Source organism: Pseudomonas sp. GW-45, from assembly GCF_056896675.1.
The window spans coordinates 297676-313339 of record NZ_CM167674.1; the positions used below are offsets into that span (position 1 = coordinate 297676).

General features: G+C 57.7%; 12 protein-coding genes. 6 read left to right on the forward strand and 6 right to left on the reverse strand.

Annotation, left to right across the window (positions count from 1 at the left end):
- Positions 1 to 84: 84 nt before the first annotated feature.
- The 5 genes from AC1XYH_RS01320 (at position 85) to gcvP (ending at position 7487) form a co-directional block, all read left to right on the forward strand.
- The gene (locus AC1XYH_RS01320) at positions 85 to 1086 is read left to right on the forward strand and encodes an extracellular solute-binding protein (RefSeq protein ID WP_483324875.1); all 1002 of its coding nucleotides are present in this window, start codon (positions 85 to 87) and stop codon (positions 1084 to 1086) included.
- A 127-nt stretch (positions 1087 to 1213) separates the two neighbouring features.
- On the forward strand, positions 1214 to 2845 hold the full coding sequence (locus AC1XYH_RS01325; protein ID WP_483324876.1) for an ABC transporter permease: 1632 nt from the start codon (positions 1214 to 1216) through the stop codon (positions 2843 to 2845).
- 140 nt (positions 2846 to 2985) lie between these two features.
- Entirely contained in the window at positions 2986 to 4077 is a 1092-nt protein-coding gene (gene gcvT, locus AC1XYH_RS01330; RefSeq protein ID WP_483324877.1) for a glycine cleavage system aminomethyltransferase GcvT, read from the forward strand.
- 47 nt (positions 4078 to 4124) lie between these two features.
- Complete coding sequence (gene gcvH / locus AC1XYH_RS01335) at positions 4125 to 4505, forward strand: glycine cleavage system protein GcvH (RefSeq protein WP_483324878.1); 381 nt, start codon at positions 4125 to 4127, stop codon at positions 4503 to 4505.
- 96 nt (positions 4506 to 4601) lie between these two features.
- Positions 4602 to 7487, forward strand: a complete 2886-nt coding sequence (gene gcvP, locus AC1XYH_RS01340; protein WP_483324879.1) for an aminomethyl-transferring glycine dehydrogenase — start codon at positions 4602 to 4604, stop codon at positions 7485 to 7487.
- Here gcvP and creC read toward each other — a convergent pair.
- The 4 genes from creC to AC1XYH_RS01360 all read right to left on the reverse strand — a co-directional run bounded on the left by creC (position 7475) and on the right by AC1XYH_RS01360 (position 12248).
- Positions 7475 to 8926 (reverse strand): two-component system sensor histidine kinase CreC, encoded by a 1452-nt coding sequence (gene creC / locus AC1XYH_RS01345; RefSeq protein ID WP_483324880.1) that lies wholly within the window; start codon positions 8924 to 8926, stop codon positions 7475 to 7477. The genes gcvP and creC overlap by 13 nt on opposite strands.
- Positions 8923 to 9624, reverse strand: coding sequence for a two-component system response regulator CreB (creB, locus tag AC1XYH_RS01350; RefSeq protein WP_483324881.1), 702 nt, complete (start codon positions 9622 to 9624; stop codon positions 8923 to 8925). Before creB ends, creC begins: the two co-directional genes overlap by 4 nt.
- A 79-nt stretch (positions 9625 to 9703) precedes the next feature.
- Entirely contained in the window at positions 9704 to 10267 is a 564-nt protein-coding gene (locus tag AC1XYH_RS01355) for a class GN sortase (protein WP_483324882.1), read from the reverse strand.
- The gene (locus AC1XYH_RS01360; protein WP_483324883.1) at positions 10260 to 12248 is read right to left on the reverse strand and encodes a marine proteobacterial sortase target protein; all 1989 of its coding nucleotides are present in this window, start codon (positions 12246 to 12248) and stop codon (positions 10260 to 10262) included. Before AC1XYH_RS01360 ends, AC1XYH_RS01355 begins: the two co-directional genes overlap by 8 nt.
- A 310-nt stretch (positions 12249 to 12558) precedes the next feature.
- Here AC1XYH_RS01360 and mgtE point away from each other — a divergent pair, with 310 nt between their 5' ends.
- Positions 12559 to 14187, forward strand: coding sequence for a magnesium transporter (gene mgtE / locus AC1XYH_RS01365; protein WP_483324884.1), 1629 nt, complete (start codon positions 12559 to 12561; stop codon positions 14185 to 14187).
- 7 nt (positions 14188 to 14194) lie between these two features.
- On the opposite strand, the gene AC1XYH_RS01370 is transcribed toward mgtE, so the two are convergent.
- Both AC1XYH_RS01370 and AC1XYH_RS01375 read right to left on the reverse strand, forming a co-directional pair.
- Positions 14195 to 14605 carry a PH domain-containing protein gene (locus AC1XYH_RS01370; protein WP_483324885.1) on the reverse strand — a complete coding sequence of 137 codons (411 nt, stop codon included), beginning with the start codon at positions 14603 to 14605 and terminating at the stop codon, positions 14195 to 14197.
- A gap of 71 nt (positions 14606 to 14676) precedes the next feature.
- The gene (locus tag AC1XYH_RS01375) at positions 14677 to 15456 is read right to left on the reverse strand and encodes a bestrophin-like domain (protein ID WP_483324886.1); all 780 of its coding nucleotides are present in this window, start codon (positions 15454 to 15456) and stop codon (positions 14677 to 14679) included.
- Between the last annotated feature and the right edge of the window lie 208 nt (positions 15457 to 15664).

A 15664-nucleotide genomic window follows, 5' to 3' on the forward strand; every position in this document is an offset into this window, starting at 1 on the left:
CAATGAAACGCAACACTAATGCATTGATAAGCTAAAGCTTAATCATTATCATCTAGCCTCTTTTTCCGACCAAGAGGCGTTTCCATGTCAGTGATTCGCAATGCAGCCGTCATTGGGCTCGCACTTAGCACGCTGGGTAGTATTGCTCAGGCCAAAGAACTGGTTGTCTATTCTTCCCGCCAGGATCACCTGATCAAGCCTGTGTTCGACCTGTATACCGAAAAGACCGGTACCACCATCCAGTTCATTACCGACAGCGAAGCGCCGTTGCTAGCCCGCTTGAAAGCCGAAGGTGCCAATACTCCGGCCGACTTGCTGATTACGGTTGACGCCGGCAACCTCTGGCAGGCCGAGCAGCAGGGCGTGCTACGTGAGGTCAAATCCGATGTGATCGAGGCGAATATTCCAGCTCAGTACCGGTCTGCCAATGGTTACTGGACTGGTTTATCGTTGCGCGCGCGTACTATTGCTTACTCCACTGAGCGTGTCGATCCCGCTACTTTGAGTACTTATGAAGCGTTGGCCGATAGCGAATGGCAGGGCCGCTTGTGTTTGCGTACTGCCAAGAAGGTATACAACCAGTCGCTGACGGGCACTATGATCGAAACTCTGGGCCCGGAGCGCACCACGGAAGTATTGCAGGGCTGGGTCAATAATCTCGCTACACCGGTATTTCCTGATGACACGGCCCTGCTGCAATCCATTGCCGCTGGTCAGTGCGACGTGGGTATCGTCAATAGTTACTATTTCGGTCGCCTTGAAGTCGCCAACCCTGAGTTGCCGGTCAAGTTGTTCTGGCCGAATCAGGCTGACCGTGGTGTTCACGTCAACATCTCTGGCGCCGGTGTGACCCACTACGCCAAACATCGCCAGGGCGCGATTGCTTTCCTCGAGTGGCTGACCACCGAAGAAGCCCAGCGCGTGTTTGCTGATGTAAACCAAGAATTCCCTGCTAATGAGTCGGTTGCGCCTTCGGCGGAAGTCGCTTCTTGGGGTGAGTTCAAGACCGATAACATTAATGTTGAAGTGGCTGGTCGTCGTCAGGCCGAGGCCATCATGATGATGGATCGGGTAGGCTGGCACTGATCTGTTTCGCGGCAAAGCCTTGATCGGCATTTGTCGATATACTGAACGCCCGGTCAGTTGACCGGGCGTTTTTGTATCTGGGCTACCTCGCCTACTCTCTTCCAACAGCCTGCTAGCAGGAGTTGCTGTGCTGCACCGCTCCATCCCTGATAAACGTCGCTGGCGTCTGGTTGCCTACGCTGCTGCGGCCCTGGTTCTGCTGCCGCTGTTAGTGTTGGCGCTGAGCTGGAACAGCCTCGACATGTCGATCTGGACGCATCTGTTGCAGACGCAGATGGCGCGCCTGCTGCGCAATACGCTGGTGTTGACGCTGGGTGTAGTAAGCGGCGTCGTGCTGCTCGGTGTCAGCCTCGCGTGGCTGACCAGCATGTGTGAGTTTCCTGGTAGGCGCTGGTTTGATTGGGCGTTAATGTTGCCTTTTGCCATCCCGGCCTATGTGTTGGCTTTTGTGATGATTGGTTTGCTGGATTTCGCCGGTCCCTTGCAGACCCTTCTGCGTGAGTGGCTGGGCAGCGATTTTCGAATGTGGTCGATCCGCTCCACGGGCGGCGTGATCATGGTGTTGGTCTTGGTTTTCTATCCCTACGTTTATATGCTCGCCCGCGGAGCTTTTTTGGCACAAGGTCGTGGCCTCATGGACGCAGCGCGAGTGCTAGGTCATACGCCGTGGCAAGCGTTCTGGCGTGTGGCTTTGCCGATGGCGCGTCCAGCCGTTGGCGCGGGTGCTGCTTTGGCGATTATGGAAACGTTAGCGGATTTCGGCGCGGTGTCGGTATTTAACTACGACACCTTCACCACTGCTATCTACAAAACCTGGTACGGCTTTTTTAGTCTGCAGACCGCCACCCAGTTAGCTAGCCTGCTGCTGTTGTTTGTGCTGGTTGCACTCTACGCGGAGCGGCGCGCGCAGGGCAGCAAGCGTTTCCCAGGAGCCGAACGTCCACGGCAGGGGGCTCTATACCGATTACGTGGCACCCGCGCTTGGTTCGCCTTCGGATTCTGTCTGCTGGTGCTTTCTGTGGCTTTTATTATTCCCGTTTTGCAATTGCTGTACTGGCTCATCAGTAGTGGCAAAAGTGACTTTGACAGCCGTTACTGGGGGCTGATCCGCAGCACCTTGCTATTGGGTAGTATTGCTGCGCTGGCGACGGTGACTGTGGCCTTGCTGTTGGTCTTGGCACGGCGGCTACAACCGTTGCGCCGAGTGCGCTCGGCAGTGGCGCTAGCTAACCTGGGATATGCGCTGCCGGGCTCGGTGCTGGCTGTGGGTATTATGTTTGCGTTCAGCTTTGCTGATAATCAATTGATCATTCCGCTGCGCACCTGGTTGGGCGCTGAGAACCCGGCGCCTTTGCTGTTGGGTAGTTTGTTCGCCCTGCTGCTGGCTTATCTGATTCGCTTTATGGCAGTTGCCAGCGGCCCGTTAGACACTTCGTTGGCGCGCATCAGACCGGCGCTGCCTGAGGCGGCGCACAGCCTTGGGCATACTGGTCTCAGTGTGCTCTGGCGCATCTATCTGCCGTTGCTGCTGCCGGGCATTTTCAGCGCAGCGTTATTGGTTTTCGTCGATGTGCTGAAAGAAATGCCTGCTACGCTGTTGATGCGGCCTTTCGGCTGGGACACCCTGGCAGTGCGTATTTATGGTTTGACCGCCGAGGGTGACTGGCCGCGCGCGGCACTCCCAGCGCTGAGTTTGGTGCTGGCCGGGCTATTGCCGGTGATTATCCTGGTTCGCCGCTCGGCGCAGCGGCCAGGCTAGGCTCCGACGTCGCGTTGCTACCGCCGCGTCGGCGTCACTATTGGCACCACTAATCGCACCGTTGGGTGAAGGGCTGCACAGCGCACTGGTTTGCGGCTACAATCCCGGCTTTGAAATCCTACAGACTGAAGGACTGCTGCATGGCATTGCGGACCCCCCTGTACGAACAGCATCTCGCCGCCGGCGGCAAAATCGTCGATTTCGGCGGTTGGGACATGCCCCTCAACTACGGTTCTCAGTTAGAAGAGCACCATCAGGTGCGCCGTGACGTCGGCATGTTCGACGTGTCCCACATGACTGTGGTGGACGTAACCGGCACTGAAGCCCAGAACTATCTGCAGTATTTGTTGGCCAATGACGTGGCCCGTCTTAAGTCCTCCGGCAAGGCGCTGTATAGCGGCATGCTGAACGAGCAAGGCGGGGTCATCGACGATCTGATCGTGTATTTGACCGTGGATGGTTACCGGGTGGTGGTGAACGCCGCGACCCGTGAGAAAGATCTGGATTGGATGAACCGTCAAGCTGAGTCATTTGCCGTCACTCTGACCGAGCGATCTGAGTTGGCTATGATTGCCGTGCAGGGGCCACGCGCTATCGAAGTTGCCAGAAGCGTAGTGACTGATGCTTGCGCCGCGTTGATCAGCGACCTGAAACCTTTTCAAGGGCTGCCTGAAGGTGGCTGGTTTATCGGTCGCACCGGGTATACCGGTGAAGACGGTCTGGAAATCATGCTGCCTGGTGCCGCTGCTCCTGCCTTTTGGGACGCACTCTTGGCTGCCGGCTGTAAACCCTGTGGTCTGGGCGCGCGCGATACCCTGCGTCTGGAAGCGGGCATGAATCTCTATGGCTCGGATATGGACGAAAGCATCTCGCCGCTCGCGGCCAACATGGCTTGGACCATTGCCTGGGAACCAGCCGAGCGCGACTTCATTGGCCGCGCCGCCTTGACCGCCCAGAAAGAGGCTGGCGATCAGCCTAAACAAGTGGGCTTGGTATTGTCCGAGCGCGCCGTTCTGCGCGGTCACCAAAAGGTGATTGTAGAGGGCGTAGGTGAAGGCGAAATCACCAGCGGCACTTTTTCTCCAACGCTGGGCTACTCGGTTGCGCTGGCACGGGTACCGCGTGACACGGTTATTGGCAGTAGTGCCAAGGTCGAAATTCGCGGTAAGCAGCTTGATGTGCGGGTGGTTAAACCCTGCTTTGTGCGCAACGGCCAAGCCGTCGCTGAGTAAGTTGGATAAATCGAACACCTTTACGTTTATTTTTTGAGGACATACCCATGAGCAATATTCCCGCCGATCTGCGTTACGCCTCCAGCCATGAATGGTCCCGTTTGGAGTCCGATGGCACTGTTACCGTAGGCATTACCGATCACGCTCAGGATTTGCTGGGCGATGTGGTGTTTGTCGAGTGCCCGGATGTTGGCCGTCAGATCACTGCTGGCGAAGAGTGTGCAGTGGTTGAGTCGGTTAAAGCTGCATCCGATATTTACGCACCCATCAGCGGCGAAGTCATCGCCGTCAACGAGGCGTTGACCGACTCGCCAGAGCTGGTCAATAGCGAGCCCTATGGCGAAGCTTGGTTTTTCAAAATCAAACCAAGCGATGCCAGCGAGCTGGATAAGCTGTTGGATGCTGACGCCTACGGCGCTGCTATCTGAGCTGTTGTTTCCCCGTTTGCAGTGAAAGCCCTGATTCGCGTCAGGGCTTTTTGCTTTCACTCTTTTGCGCCACTCGTCTTTTGCAGGTAACCATCCATGAGTAACTCCTTCAGCCTCACTGACCTGGAACAGACCGACGACTTTATTCGTCGGCATATCGGCCCTGACGCCGCCGAGCAGCAGGCCATGCTCGATACCTTGGGCGCCACGTCACTGGAAGATCTGGTTAGCCAGACTGTGCCGCAGAGCATTCTGCGCAATGAGTTGTTGGAGCTGGGCGCGCCGCGCAGTGAAGCGGAAGTCTTGAGTTACCTGAAGCAGGTAGCTGCGCGCAATCAAGTGTTTACCTCCTGCATTGGCATGGGCTACCACGGTACCCTGACGCCTACGGTGATCCTGCGTAACGTGCTGGAAAATCCGGGCTGGTACACCGCCTATACGCCCTATCAGCCGGAAATTGCCCAGGGTCGTCTTGAGTCATTGCTGAACTTTCAGCAACTGACCATCGATCTGACCGGTATGGAACTGGCGAGCGCTTCTTTGCTGGATGAAGCGACTGCAGCGGCGGAAGCCATGGCGCTCGCCAAGCGCGTGGCCAAGAGCAAGAGCAACCTGTTCTTTGTAGATGAAGATTGCCACCCGCAAACCATCTCTGTCGTGCTCACGCGCGCCGAGGCGTTTGGCTTTGATGTTGTGGTGGGTGATGTTTCCACCTTAGGCGAACACGAGGTGTTTGGTGCGCTGTTCCAGTACCCGACTACGTGGGGCGAGATTCGTGATCTCAAACCCTTGATCGATCAGGTTCAGGCGCAAAAGGGTCTGGCTTGTGTCTCGGCTGATTTGCTGGCGTTGGTCATGTTGACTTCACCCGGCGAGCTGGGTGCTGATGTGGTCTTTGGTTCTGCCCAGCGTTTTGGTGTGCCGATGGGCTACGGCGGGCCCCACGCCGCCTTCTTTGCTACACGTGATGCTTACAAGCGGGCCATGCCTGGTCGCATCATTGGCGTATCGGTAGATACCCGTGGCAACCGTGCGCTGCGTATGGCGTTGCAAACCCGCGAGCAACATATTCGCCGCGAGAAGGCTAACTCCAACATCTGTACTGCTCAGGTGCTGCTGGCCAATATCGCCAGTTTTTACGCTGTTTATCACGGCCCGCAGGGCTTGAAAATTATCGCTGAGCGGGTGCACCGCCTGACCGCGATTTTGGCTGCTGGCCTCGAAGCGGTGGGCATCAGCCGCAGCAATCAGAGCTTCTTCGATACCCTAACTCTGAACGTGCCGGGCAAAGCAGGCGAGATTGTTGAGCGTGCCCGCGCCGCGCGGATTAATCTGCGCATGATCGACGGCGATGCGGTTGGCGTAAGCCTGGATGAAACCAGCACCCGCGCTAGTGTCGAGGCGCTGTTGGCCGTGTTTGCGGGTACTGCGCACGGCCAGAACCTGGCGGCATTGGATTCTCAGGTTGCCGGTGGCGAACAGGGTATTCCCGCCGCGCTCCGTCGTACCTCCGAGTTCCTAACGCATCCGGTGTTCAACAGCTATCACTCGGAAACCGAGATGCTGCGCTACATCAAGTCCCTGGAGAACAAGGATCTGGCTCTCAACCACTCGATGATCCCGCTCGGCTCTTGCACCATGAAGCTGAACGCCACCACTGAGATGATTCCGATCACCTGGCCCGAGTTTGGCCAACTGCATCCCTTTGTTCCTTTGGCGCAAGCTGAAGGTTACAAGCAGCTGATCGATGAGCTGGAAACCATGCTGCGCGGCATCACCGGCTTTGATGCCATCTGCATGCAGCCCAACTCGGGTGCGCAGGGCGAATACGCAGGTTTGCTGGCGATCCGTAAGTATCACGAAGCCAATGATGACGCGCATCGCGACGTCTGCCTGATCCCCACGTCCGCGCACGGTACTAACCCGGCCTCAGCCATGATGGCCAGTATGCGCGTGGTATTGGTGGCCTGTGATGATCAGGGCAACGTAGATGTGGCTGATTTGCGCCAGAAGGCCGAGGACAATGCTGACAAGCTATCCTGTCTGATGATTACTTACCCATCAACCCACGGCGTGTATGAAGAAGGTATCCGCGAGATTTGCGACATTATCCATCAGCACGGCGGCCAGGTGTACATGGACGGTGCCAACTTGAACGCACAGGTGGGTCTGACTCGGCCGGCGGATATCGGAGCCGACGTGTCGCACATGAATCTGCATAAAACCTTCTGCATCCCGCACGGCGGCGGTGGCCCTGGTATGGGCCCTATCGGCGTGAAGGCGCATTTGGCACCCTTCGTGGCTAACCACCCGGTTGTGCCGCTGGATGGCCCCAATCCGCAGAACGGCGCGGTTAGTGCCGCACCTTGGGGTAGTGCGAGCATTTTACCGATCAGCTGGACCTACATTGCACTGATGGGCGCGATTGGCCTGCGTCAGGCCACCGCAGTGGCGATTCTCAACGCCAACTATCTGGCCAAGCGCCTGGGTGATGCTTATCCGGTGCTGTATAGCGGCCGTAATGGCCGGGTGGCACATGAGTGCATTATTGATATTCGTCCGCTCAAGGCTGCGTCAGGGATTACCGAGGAAGACGTCGCCAAGCGTCTGATGGACTTTGGCTTCCATGCGCCGACCATGTCGTTCCCGGTGGCCGGTACGCTGATGATCGAGCCGACCGAGAGTGAATCCAAGGCTGAGCTGGATCGCTTTGTTGATGCGATGCTGACGATTCGCGCGGAGATTCGCAAGGTCGAGCATGGCGAGTGGACAGCGGAAGATAACCCGCTGCACAACGCGCCACACACCTTGGCAGACATCACGGGCGACTGGCAACGTGCCTACACCCGTGAAGAGGCCGTATTCCCGCAGAGTTGGGTCGCGGCTAATAAGTTCTGGCCGAGCGTTAACCGTATCGACAACGTTTATGGTGACCGCAACCTGTTTTGCGCCTGTCCACCGATTGAGTCTTACGAGGACTGATCCGGTTGCTCGCGCGGCAGTGTTAAACACACCTCGACGCCACCGGCGTCGAGGTTGTATAGCTTGATCTGACCGTGATGCAGTTGCGTGATCTCACTGACAAAGCTCAACCCCAGGCCGGTGCTCTTGCGCTGGCTATCGGGTCTGGGCAGTGAATAGAAGCGCTCGAACACCCGAGCCAGCGCGTAGTCCGGCACCGCCGGGCCATCGTTGCGTACTTTCAACTGCAATGGCTCTTCACTCTCCCCGCATAGCTCCACTTCCACCCGCCCTTCGGGCAGACAGAACTCGATGGCGTTATCGAGCAAATTGCTAATGGCCTGTTCCAGCAGAAACGCCTCGCCCTGGAGCAGCGTGTCACCCTGGCAACTCAACTCAAGCTGCAGTTGTTTCTTCTGTGCCAGAGGGCGTTTGGCTTCCAGCTCATGGTGCAGAATCTCGGCCAGGTCGAGCTCTTCCGGCTGCTCTAGCTGCTGACGTTTTTCTACGCTGGCAAGCGACAGCAGACGATCAACTAAGCGTTGCAGTCGTGCAGACTCGTAGTCGATATTACCAAGGAAGCGCTCGCGCATAGTGTCCGGTACGCCAGCCTCCTGCAGTAATTCGGCGGCACCTTTAATGGCGGACAGCGGTGATTTCATCTCGTGGGTCAGGGTGTGCACGTACTGCTCAACGTAGGCCTTGCCGTCGATCTCCTGGCGCATGGCTTCGGTGGCGCGGGCTAGCCGATCGAGCTCGCGGTCACCCAACACGGGTGGGCTGACGCGTTCACCATGCCGCGCGCGTTCCACGTAATTCACCAGCCGGCGAATCGAACGGGTCATCCAGATCGACATCGCCGCGCCGAGCAGTAGTGCACAGAGCAGAATGATGCCGCCGCGCTGCCAGAAATATCCGTGCGCCAGGGTAATAAAGGGATGCAGGCTGGCGGTGGGTTTGCCGAGCGACAGCACGCCAAGCAGGCGGTCGCCGTCGATAACCGGAGCGCCAACGTACATATAACTGGTGTTCTCGTCGTCCGGGTCGGTGCGCGTGGTGCGCGCGCCGTATTCACCACGCAGAGTCATAGCGACATCGCGCCAGTCGGAAAAGTCGCTGCCGATCAGGCTCGGGTCACTGTGATAAATCAGCTGGCCGCGATTATCGGTGAGATACACCACCAGCTCGCTCTGGGTTTTATGCCGTGACCAGATATGCGCGTCCAGCGGCCGCTTAAGGTAACGCTGTACGGCTTGATTAAAGGGTGAACCCTCGCTGAAGCCCTCATCCCAGTGCAGGCTGGCGACTTCCGCCAACAGATTGCTGCTGTCGACCAATACCTCCTCGCTGGCCTGGCGCACGGAGGAGGGTACTTGATTGAGGATGCTGTTGAGAAACAGCACCGTGGCTAGTCCGGCAAGCAGAAACCAGGCGATCAGAATGCGCGTGCTAAAGCTCACGCAGCGGGCTCGCTGCGGCTTAACTCAATGCTGTAGCCGAGCCCACGATGAGTAACGATGGGCTCGTTGCCCGGCAGGATTTTTTTAAGTTTGGTGCGAATGCCCTTTATGTGCGTATCGATTACCCGGTCCAGGCTTGCGGCGGGATCACTCCAGGCTGCATCCATTAACTGGTCTCGGCTAAGAATGTGTTCCGGATGGCGCAGCAGGGCGCTAAGGATCAGGTATTCGTAGCGGGTCAGTTCTAACCACTGCTGGTGATAGCGAATACGTTTGCGCTCTTCGTCGTGCACAAAGAGCGCGCCTTCCGTTGGCTCACTTGGCGCTGCGGCAGGGCGAGCGCGGCGCAAAATGGCGCGCACGCGGGCGGATATTTCACGCGGGCTGAACGGCTTAACCACATAATCGTCGGCACCGATTTCCAGCCCGACGATGCGATCCACCTCTTCCTTGCGCGCGGTTAGAAACATGATCGGCACTGCGGAAAATTGACGGATGCGGCGGCAGAGTTCAAAGCCGCTTTCGTCCGGCAGACCAACGTCGAGTACCACCAAATCCACTGGGTTTTGCTTTAGCCAGCTCATGCCATCGCGCGCCAGCCCACACCAGTGCGCTTCAAAGCCCTCGGTGGTCAGCGCGTAGAGCAGCGCATCGGCGATGGCCGGCTCGTCTTCAATGATCAGTATTTTATCGCCCATGCCGGCGTTCCTTGTATGCGCTATTGCTGCGGCTGCGCTTCGGGTTCTGATTGTGGCGTTTTCCCGTGCGCTAGTGCAATCACCCGGTGGGTTCCAGCCAGGCACTGACCACGTAACGCATCGGGCCACCGCTGGTCAGCGCGGCAAACGGGAAGCAGGTTACCAGCTGTAGCTCGGCGTGGCTGTGTTGCAGGGCGATCTGTTCATACCGGCTATCCACCACCCGCTGGCTAGCGATGCGGTACACGTACTCTTGTCCGTCGGCGGCCTGAACGCGCAACTGCTCGCCATCCTTGAGTCGCTGTAAAAAGGCAAAGTGGCTGTCCTGGTGGCCAGCCAGTAGCAGGGTGCCGAGGTCTCCGGGTTGCACGCCGTTGTCGAGTTGCCCCGGTCCGAACGCCAGCGCCTGACCGCTAACCCCGGAGAGCACGTAACTCACCTCGCCGTTGGGGCCACTCAAGCGCGCGACGGGCCAGGTGTCGGCCCAGGCCCAGGGTTTGACCGGTTGCCCGCTGGCGAGTTGCTGCTCCCACGCGTGGGCAATCAACCACTGCGCCAGTACCGCTTTGCCCTGTAACCAGAGCCCCTGCCCGGCGAGCCCGAAGGCGCCGAGCAGCAGGCCGAGCGCGATCAGCTTACGCATGGGCTGGACGGCGCCAGAACAGTAGCGCTAACGCCGCCAACAGGAGCAGTGCTGACAGACTCCAGATGCGCGCCAAACCGAGCGAGGTTTGTGGGTACATACGATGATCAACCGGATTCAGGTTAGCAATCTGCTGTGAGTGCAGCGGCGTGTTCGAATCACGCACCTGCACCTGCTCGACCGCAACAAAACTGGTGTAGTTGCTCAGCAGTTGGTGCTGCAGCGCGACCTCCAGCACGGTAGGGCGAACCTTGCTCTCATCCGTACCGCGTTTGATTTGATCCATCAGCGCTTCGATTTTACTGCGTGCCCACAGCCGTGCGACGCCGTTGTGCTGCTGATCGGCAGGCAGCTTTAACTCCTGCTGCCAAGGCTCGGGTTGCTGGCCATGCAGGGTGATCTGTTCTGGCATTCGGTTAAGCTTCATGGCGACCACCAGCGGCTGTCCTGCATAAAGGTCGGGTAATTTCTCAGGCCAGATCTCAGCTTGAATACCCTCGGGGAGGGTGATGCTCAGGTTGGTCAGTACCGGCGACTCGAGCTTCTCGAATAGGCGGTTCATGGCTTCGGTCACGCCTTCGCTTTCGTTTATCGGGGTGAACTGCCCGCGACCCAGCTCGGCGGCCTTGCGCAGCAGGTAGTTATTCGGTGCAGCACCAATACCGACGGTGAACAGCCGTGATTGACGCAGACGCTGATGAATCATGCTGAGTACTGCTTGCTCGTTACTGAGCGAGCCATCGGTGATAAAAATTAGCTGCCGCAGGTAGCCTGGCTCGTTGGGTTGGCTCAGTGCATCGCGCAGCACGGGGAGCATTTCGGTGCCGCCATCCGCATTAAGACCGGCGACCCATTGGCTGGCCTGTGCGAGGTTATCCGGGCTGGCTAGCTGCGGCTCGCGGAACAGCATGCTGTGATAACTGTTGAATTCCAGCACGTTAAAGCGATCTTCCGGCTGTAATCGGCCCAGTGCGTGAATCAAGCTGCGCCGCGCCTGGCGAATGCGTTCGCCCTGCATCGAACCAGAGGTGTCGATAATCAGCATAACCTCGCGCGGCTGACGCTCAGAGCTGGCCGGTTGCGCTGCTGGCGAGAGCATCAGCAACGCGTAATGATCTTCACCCACCTGCTCGCTGAATACTGCAGCCTGATTGCCGGCGGCGGGCATTTGCCATTCGAGCACGAAGTCACGATCCATGCGCACCGGGTTCTGCGCCAGACGAATACCGTAGCCCCGGCCATCATAGTCAGCGCTAAGCTGGTGGCTTGGGCTGCGCACCTGCTCCAGCTGCATGCCTTGATCCAGATAGATATTTAGCCGCGCGTGATGCGATGCAGTATCAGCCTCATCTGCGGTAATGATGGAGCCTTCGGGGTGTGCCTGTGAGGTGCTTGAGTGCGGCGCTGGCTGATCGCTCGCTTGTGGCTTGGCGGCGTAGCGCGGTGTCATGGTGAGCGGCAGGCGCAGGCTGTACTTATTAGCATCCGGTACCAGCAGCTCGGTGTATTCCAGCGTAACGGTGATCTGCTCGCCAGCGGCGATATTGGCCACCGAGGTGCGAAACAGATTGGGCCGTTGCTGTTCGGTCAGCCCGGTGCTCTGGCCGTTGCGTTTGGCCTGCTCGTATATCGCTTTGGCTTCGGCTTTCTCGTGAATCTGGCCGACGATTTTCCGCTCTCCTATGTCCAACGTCATGCCGTGTACGGCAGCATTCTCGCTAAGCGGCAGCACATAGCTGCCTTCGGCGAAGGCGTCGCCGGGGTTGGCAAAATGCTGGCGCACGCGTACCTGCGCAATGGGGCCGCTAATCTGTACATCCACATAGGTGTTGAGCAGCAGCGCCGGCTGCCAGTCAGACTGAGCGTTGGCGCGAAGTAGAAATAGCCCGGTTTGTGGCTGGTGGTTGTCGGGCTCGCTTGCCAGTAAGTGCTGGCAGAACAGGCTGCTGACGATGAATATCCATGCGATCACAGGCTTCATGTTGAGTCTCCCTGGTTGAGTGATGTTCTCAGTCTGAGGAGCCTGTTTGTGCGCTTGATGTGGTTTGTGTGTGCTTTGAATTTATTTTGCGGGCGACCTTGAATCGCCATTCTGCGAGTGACCGCAATCGGCTGCGACGGTGACTACGTTCTGGTGCGGAGCGTCTGCCAAGGGTACATTAGGACGCATCTGTAACAGCACCTGCCACTCGGCGGCGTTGGCCGTCACCACTTGATCGAAGCACGCTTCGATGTTGCGCGGGGCCTTGACTGTTCGATGTCCGATTCAGCCACAGGAGTCAAACTCGCCGATGAGTGAAGCTGACAAGCACGCCATTCATACCGAACTCGATGCGATTGCCGAAGCGCTGGACAAAGGCAAGCATAAGCGTGTGCGCAAATTGTTGCGCGTGATGCATCCGGGCAAGGTCGCCAGCGTGCTGGAAGCGCTTGATCCTGAGCAGCGGCGGGTTGCGTGGCAGCAGGTCGATGACAATACCGAAGAGCACGTATTGCGGCATCTGGACGCGCTGATGGCAGCTAGCCTGCTGCGCGATCCGCATGACGATGCGCTCTCGGATGAGTTGGATGAAGACGACGAGCACGGCGCAACCACACAGATTGCGCGCGTGCGTGACTCCCTGGAGGCGGGCAAGCACAAGCGCGTCGGTAAGGCGTTCCGACAGATGCATCCGGCTAAGGCTGCTGGCTTGCTTGAGGCCTTGCCACCCGATGAACGCAGCACCGTGTGGGACATGCTCGACGCGGAGCGCGCGGGCAAGATTCTGGTGCATCTGCATGATGAAGTGCGGGCCCGGCTGGCGCTGGAGATGGACGAGCAGGAACTGGCCGCAGCTGCCCAGAAGCTGGACCTGGATGATCTGGTTGACCTTATTCAGGATCTGCCTGCAGGCAATGGCCGCCGCCTGTTGCAGACGATGGACGTGCGCAAGCGTCAACAACTACTGTCGATGCTGTCCTACCCTGAGGACTCAGCTGGCGGCTTGATGAATACCGACCATTTGTCGGTGCGTGCAGATGTGCGTGTGGGCTCGGTACTGCGTTATCTCCGTTTGCTGGAAGATCTGCCTGATCATACCGATAAGGTCATGGTGGTCGATCGTAAGAACCGCTATCAAGGCGTGCTGCGCCTTAGTCGCTTGGTCACCAGTCCGCCTGAGATGCAGGTTGGCGAGGTGATGGATGCCGACTTCAAGGCTCTGGATGTAACCCTTACCAGCAATGAAGTAGCCCGGCGCTTTGAAGATCTGGATATTCTCTCGGCGGCGGTTATCGATGATGAGGGCGTGCTGCTTGGTCGTATCACGGTGGATGACGTCATCGATATCATCCGCGAAGATTCCGAACGCGCGATGATGAAACTGGCCGGCCTCAACGATGAAGCAGACATGTTCGCACCCGTGCTAACCAGTGCGCGGCGGCGGGCGGTTTGGTTGGGCATCAATCTGGTTACGGCGTTTCTGGCGGCTTGGGTGATTGGGTTGTTTCAGGGCACGCTGGAGCAGATTGTAGCGCTGGCAGTGCTCATGCCGATTGTGGCCAGCATGGGCGGCATTGCCGGAAGTCAGACGCTGACGCTGGTGATTCGCGGATTGGCGCTGGGGCAAGTGGAGGGAGGCAACGCGCGGTTGCTGTTAGCAAAGGAGCTGGGAATTGGCTTTCTCAACGGGCTGGTTTGGGCAGCGGTGGTAGCAGCGCTGGCGTATGTTTGGTTTGGCAGTTGGCAGATTGGCGCGATTATCGGCGCCGCCATTCTGCTAAATTTGCTATGCGCTGCCTCGTCGGGGTTGTTGATCCCTTTGCTGCTGCGCCGTTTTGGGATTGATCCGGCGCTGGCAGGTAGCGTTATTCTTACTACGATAACCGACGTAGTCGGCTTCCTCTCCTTTCTTGGTCTTGCAACGCTGTTTCTGCTTTAACGGCCACTCAGGCGATCGGGTTGCTAACGCTCTCGATCTCGCGTTTGACGGCCATGGGGTCATCAATGTTCTTGAAGGTCACATCGCTGATTCCGCGACCGGTCAGTTTGATAGTGCCGTAGCCAAACATGCGCCCCCAAATGCTTTGCTCGATCTCCACGGTCTCGATGGAGGTCAGCTTCATCTCTTCGGTATGTCGGCTGATGATGCCTTTCTTCAAGATCACTCGCTTGTTGGTCACGCCTTGCTCAATCGAGCGCAGACGAAAATACTCGTAGATCGCCACCAACCAAGTGATCCCAAGGGTAGGAATGCCCAGCACGATCCAGCAATACATAGGTACTTTGGCAAACCAGTGCAGCTGAAAAATGGTGCGGACCGCTTCGCCGTCGGAAAGGGATTCTTCGATATAGGACATGGAGCACTCGCTGGCAGTTGTGGGGCTATCTGGTAGACGACTTTACCCAAAAGCAGCAGCTGGCGACAGCATCAAGGGGTTATTTGCATGCTCTCGAGCAGGCGCTGCATGGCATATTGCTCGACGTGGATAAAGCCCTCACCGGGACGGTCGAGGTCTAGCACTATGGTGGTCAGCGCGCCAAAGGCCAATGCCATCGGGATCACCGCGATGAGGCGCCGCGCGCCCGAGGTGCCAGCCTGCGCGCCGAGGGTGATCATGCTTAGCGCGGCGATCAATAACAGCGTCAGGCGAATGCTTTCAGGAATGCGGTCATACAGTACGCCAGCAATACGCACTTCCTGCATATCGATCATGTCATTCAGCGCATTGGTCAGCATCATGCTATTGGGGCCAGGGTTGGCTATGTCAGCCGCGGCCATTAAATTCCAGAGCTCAGTTTGCAACTCTGCGGATGCTTTGATCAGCTCCTCGACGCTGTAATCTTGCAGATGATTTACCCGCAGGTCCACGTATTCGCGCAGCAGGGTTTTCATCGGATCGCCATAACGCGCGTCGATAAGATCGGTGCGCAGGTAGGTTGTGCCGATGGCGTTGGCTTCCTGCAGCACGTTCTCCTTGCGCACGGAATGTTGGTTAGCTGCCATTGAGAATACAAAGGCTAATAAAAACGCGAGCATGGCCAGCACCCCGCCAACGATAGGGCCTAGAGCACCTGCTGCATCCGCATCATTGTCGGAACGTGCGGTGCGGCCAATCTGAAAGCCGATTTCAAAAAATAGGATGATCAGCAGCACCAGACTCAGATAGACCATTTCGATGGGTAGAAAGTCGAGCAATTGCAGGGCCATAGCAACTCCGAGAAAAGATGTTAGGACTCAGGTGCATGCTGCTGACAGAGGCGCTTACTGAGTGGTTGGCGTATTTCTGCGCGGATGAATGAATTCATAGCTGATTTGCCGGTGCTGTCAAACCATGGCGATACCTCTGAACAATTATTAGCTTGCTAAATAGTTTTCCAGTAGTACTATTGTTAGCAAGCTAACTATATTGATCATT

What these genes read in the sequence shown, in the direction of transcription:
- AC1XYH_RS01320 (WP_483324875.1), top strand. Translation starts at nt 85, where the DNA reads ATGTCAGTGATTCGCAATGCAGCCGTCATTGGGCTCGCACTTAGCACG.
- gcvT (WP_483324877.1), top strand. Translation starts at nt 2,986, where the DNA reads ATGGCATTGCGGACCCCCCTGTACGAACAGCATCTCGCCGCCGGCGGC.
- gcvH (WP_483324878.1), top strand. Translation starts at nt 4,125, where the DNA reads ATGAGCAATATTCCCGCCGATCTGCGTTACGCCTCCAGCCATGAATGG.
- gcvP (WP_483324879.1), top strand. Translation starts at nt 4,602, where the DNA reads ATGAGTAACTCCTTCAGCCTCACTGACCTGGAACAGACCGACGACTTT.
- creB (WP_483324881.1), bottom strand. Translation starts at nt 9,624, where the DNA reads ATGGGCGATAAAATACTGATCATTGAAGACGAGCCGGCCATCGCCGAT.
- AC1XYH_RS01355 (WP_483324882.1), bottom strand. Translation starts at nt 10,267, where the DNA reads ATGCGTAAGCTGATCGCGCTCGGCCTGCTGCTCGGCGCCTTCGGGCTC.
- AC1XYH_RS01360 (WP_483324883.1), bottom strand. Translation starts at nt 12,248, where the DNA reads ATGAAGCCTGTGATCGCATGGATATTCATCGTCAGCAGCCTGTTCTGC.
- mgtE (WP_483324884.1), top strand. Translation starts at nt 12,559, where the DNA reads ATGAGTGAAGCTGACAAGCACGCCATTCATACCGAACTCGATGCGATT.
- AC1XYH_RS01370 (WP_483324885.1), bottom strand. Translation starts at nt 14,605, where the DNA reads ATGTCCTATATCGAAGAATCCCTTTCCGACGGCGAAGCGGTCCGCACC.
- AC1XYH_RS01375 (WP_483324886.1), bottom strand. Translation starts at nt 15,456, where the DNA reads ATGGCCCTGCAATTGCTCGACTTTCTACCCATCGAAATGGTCTATCTG.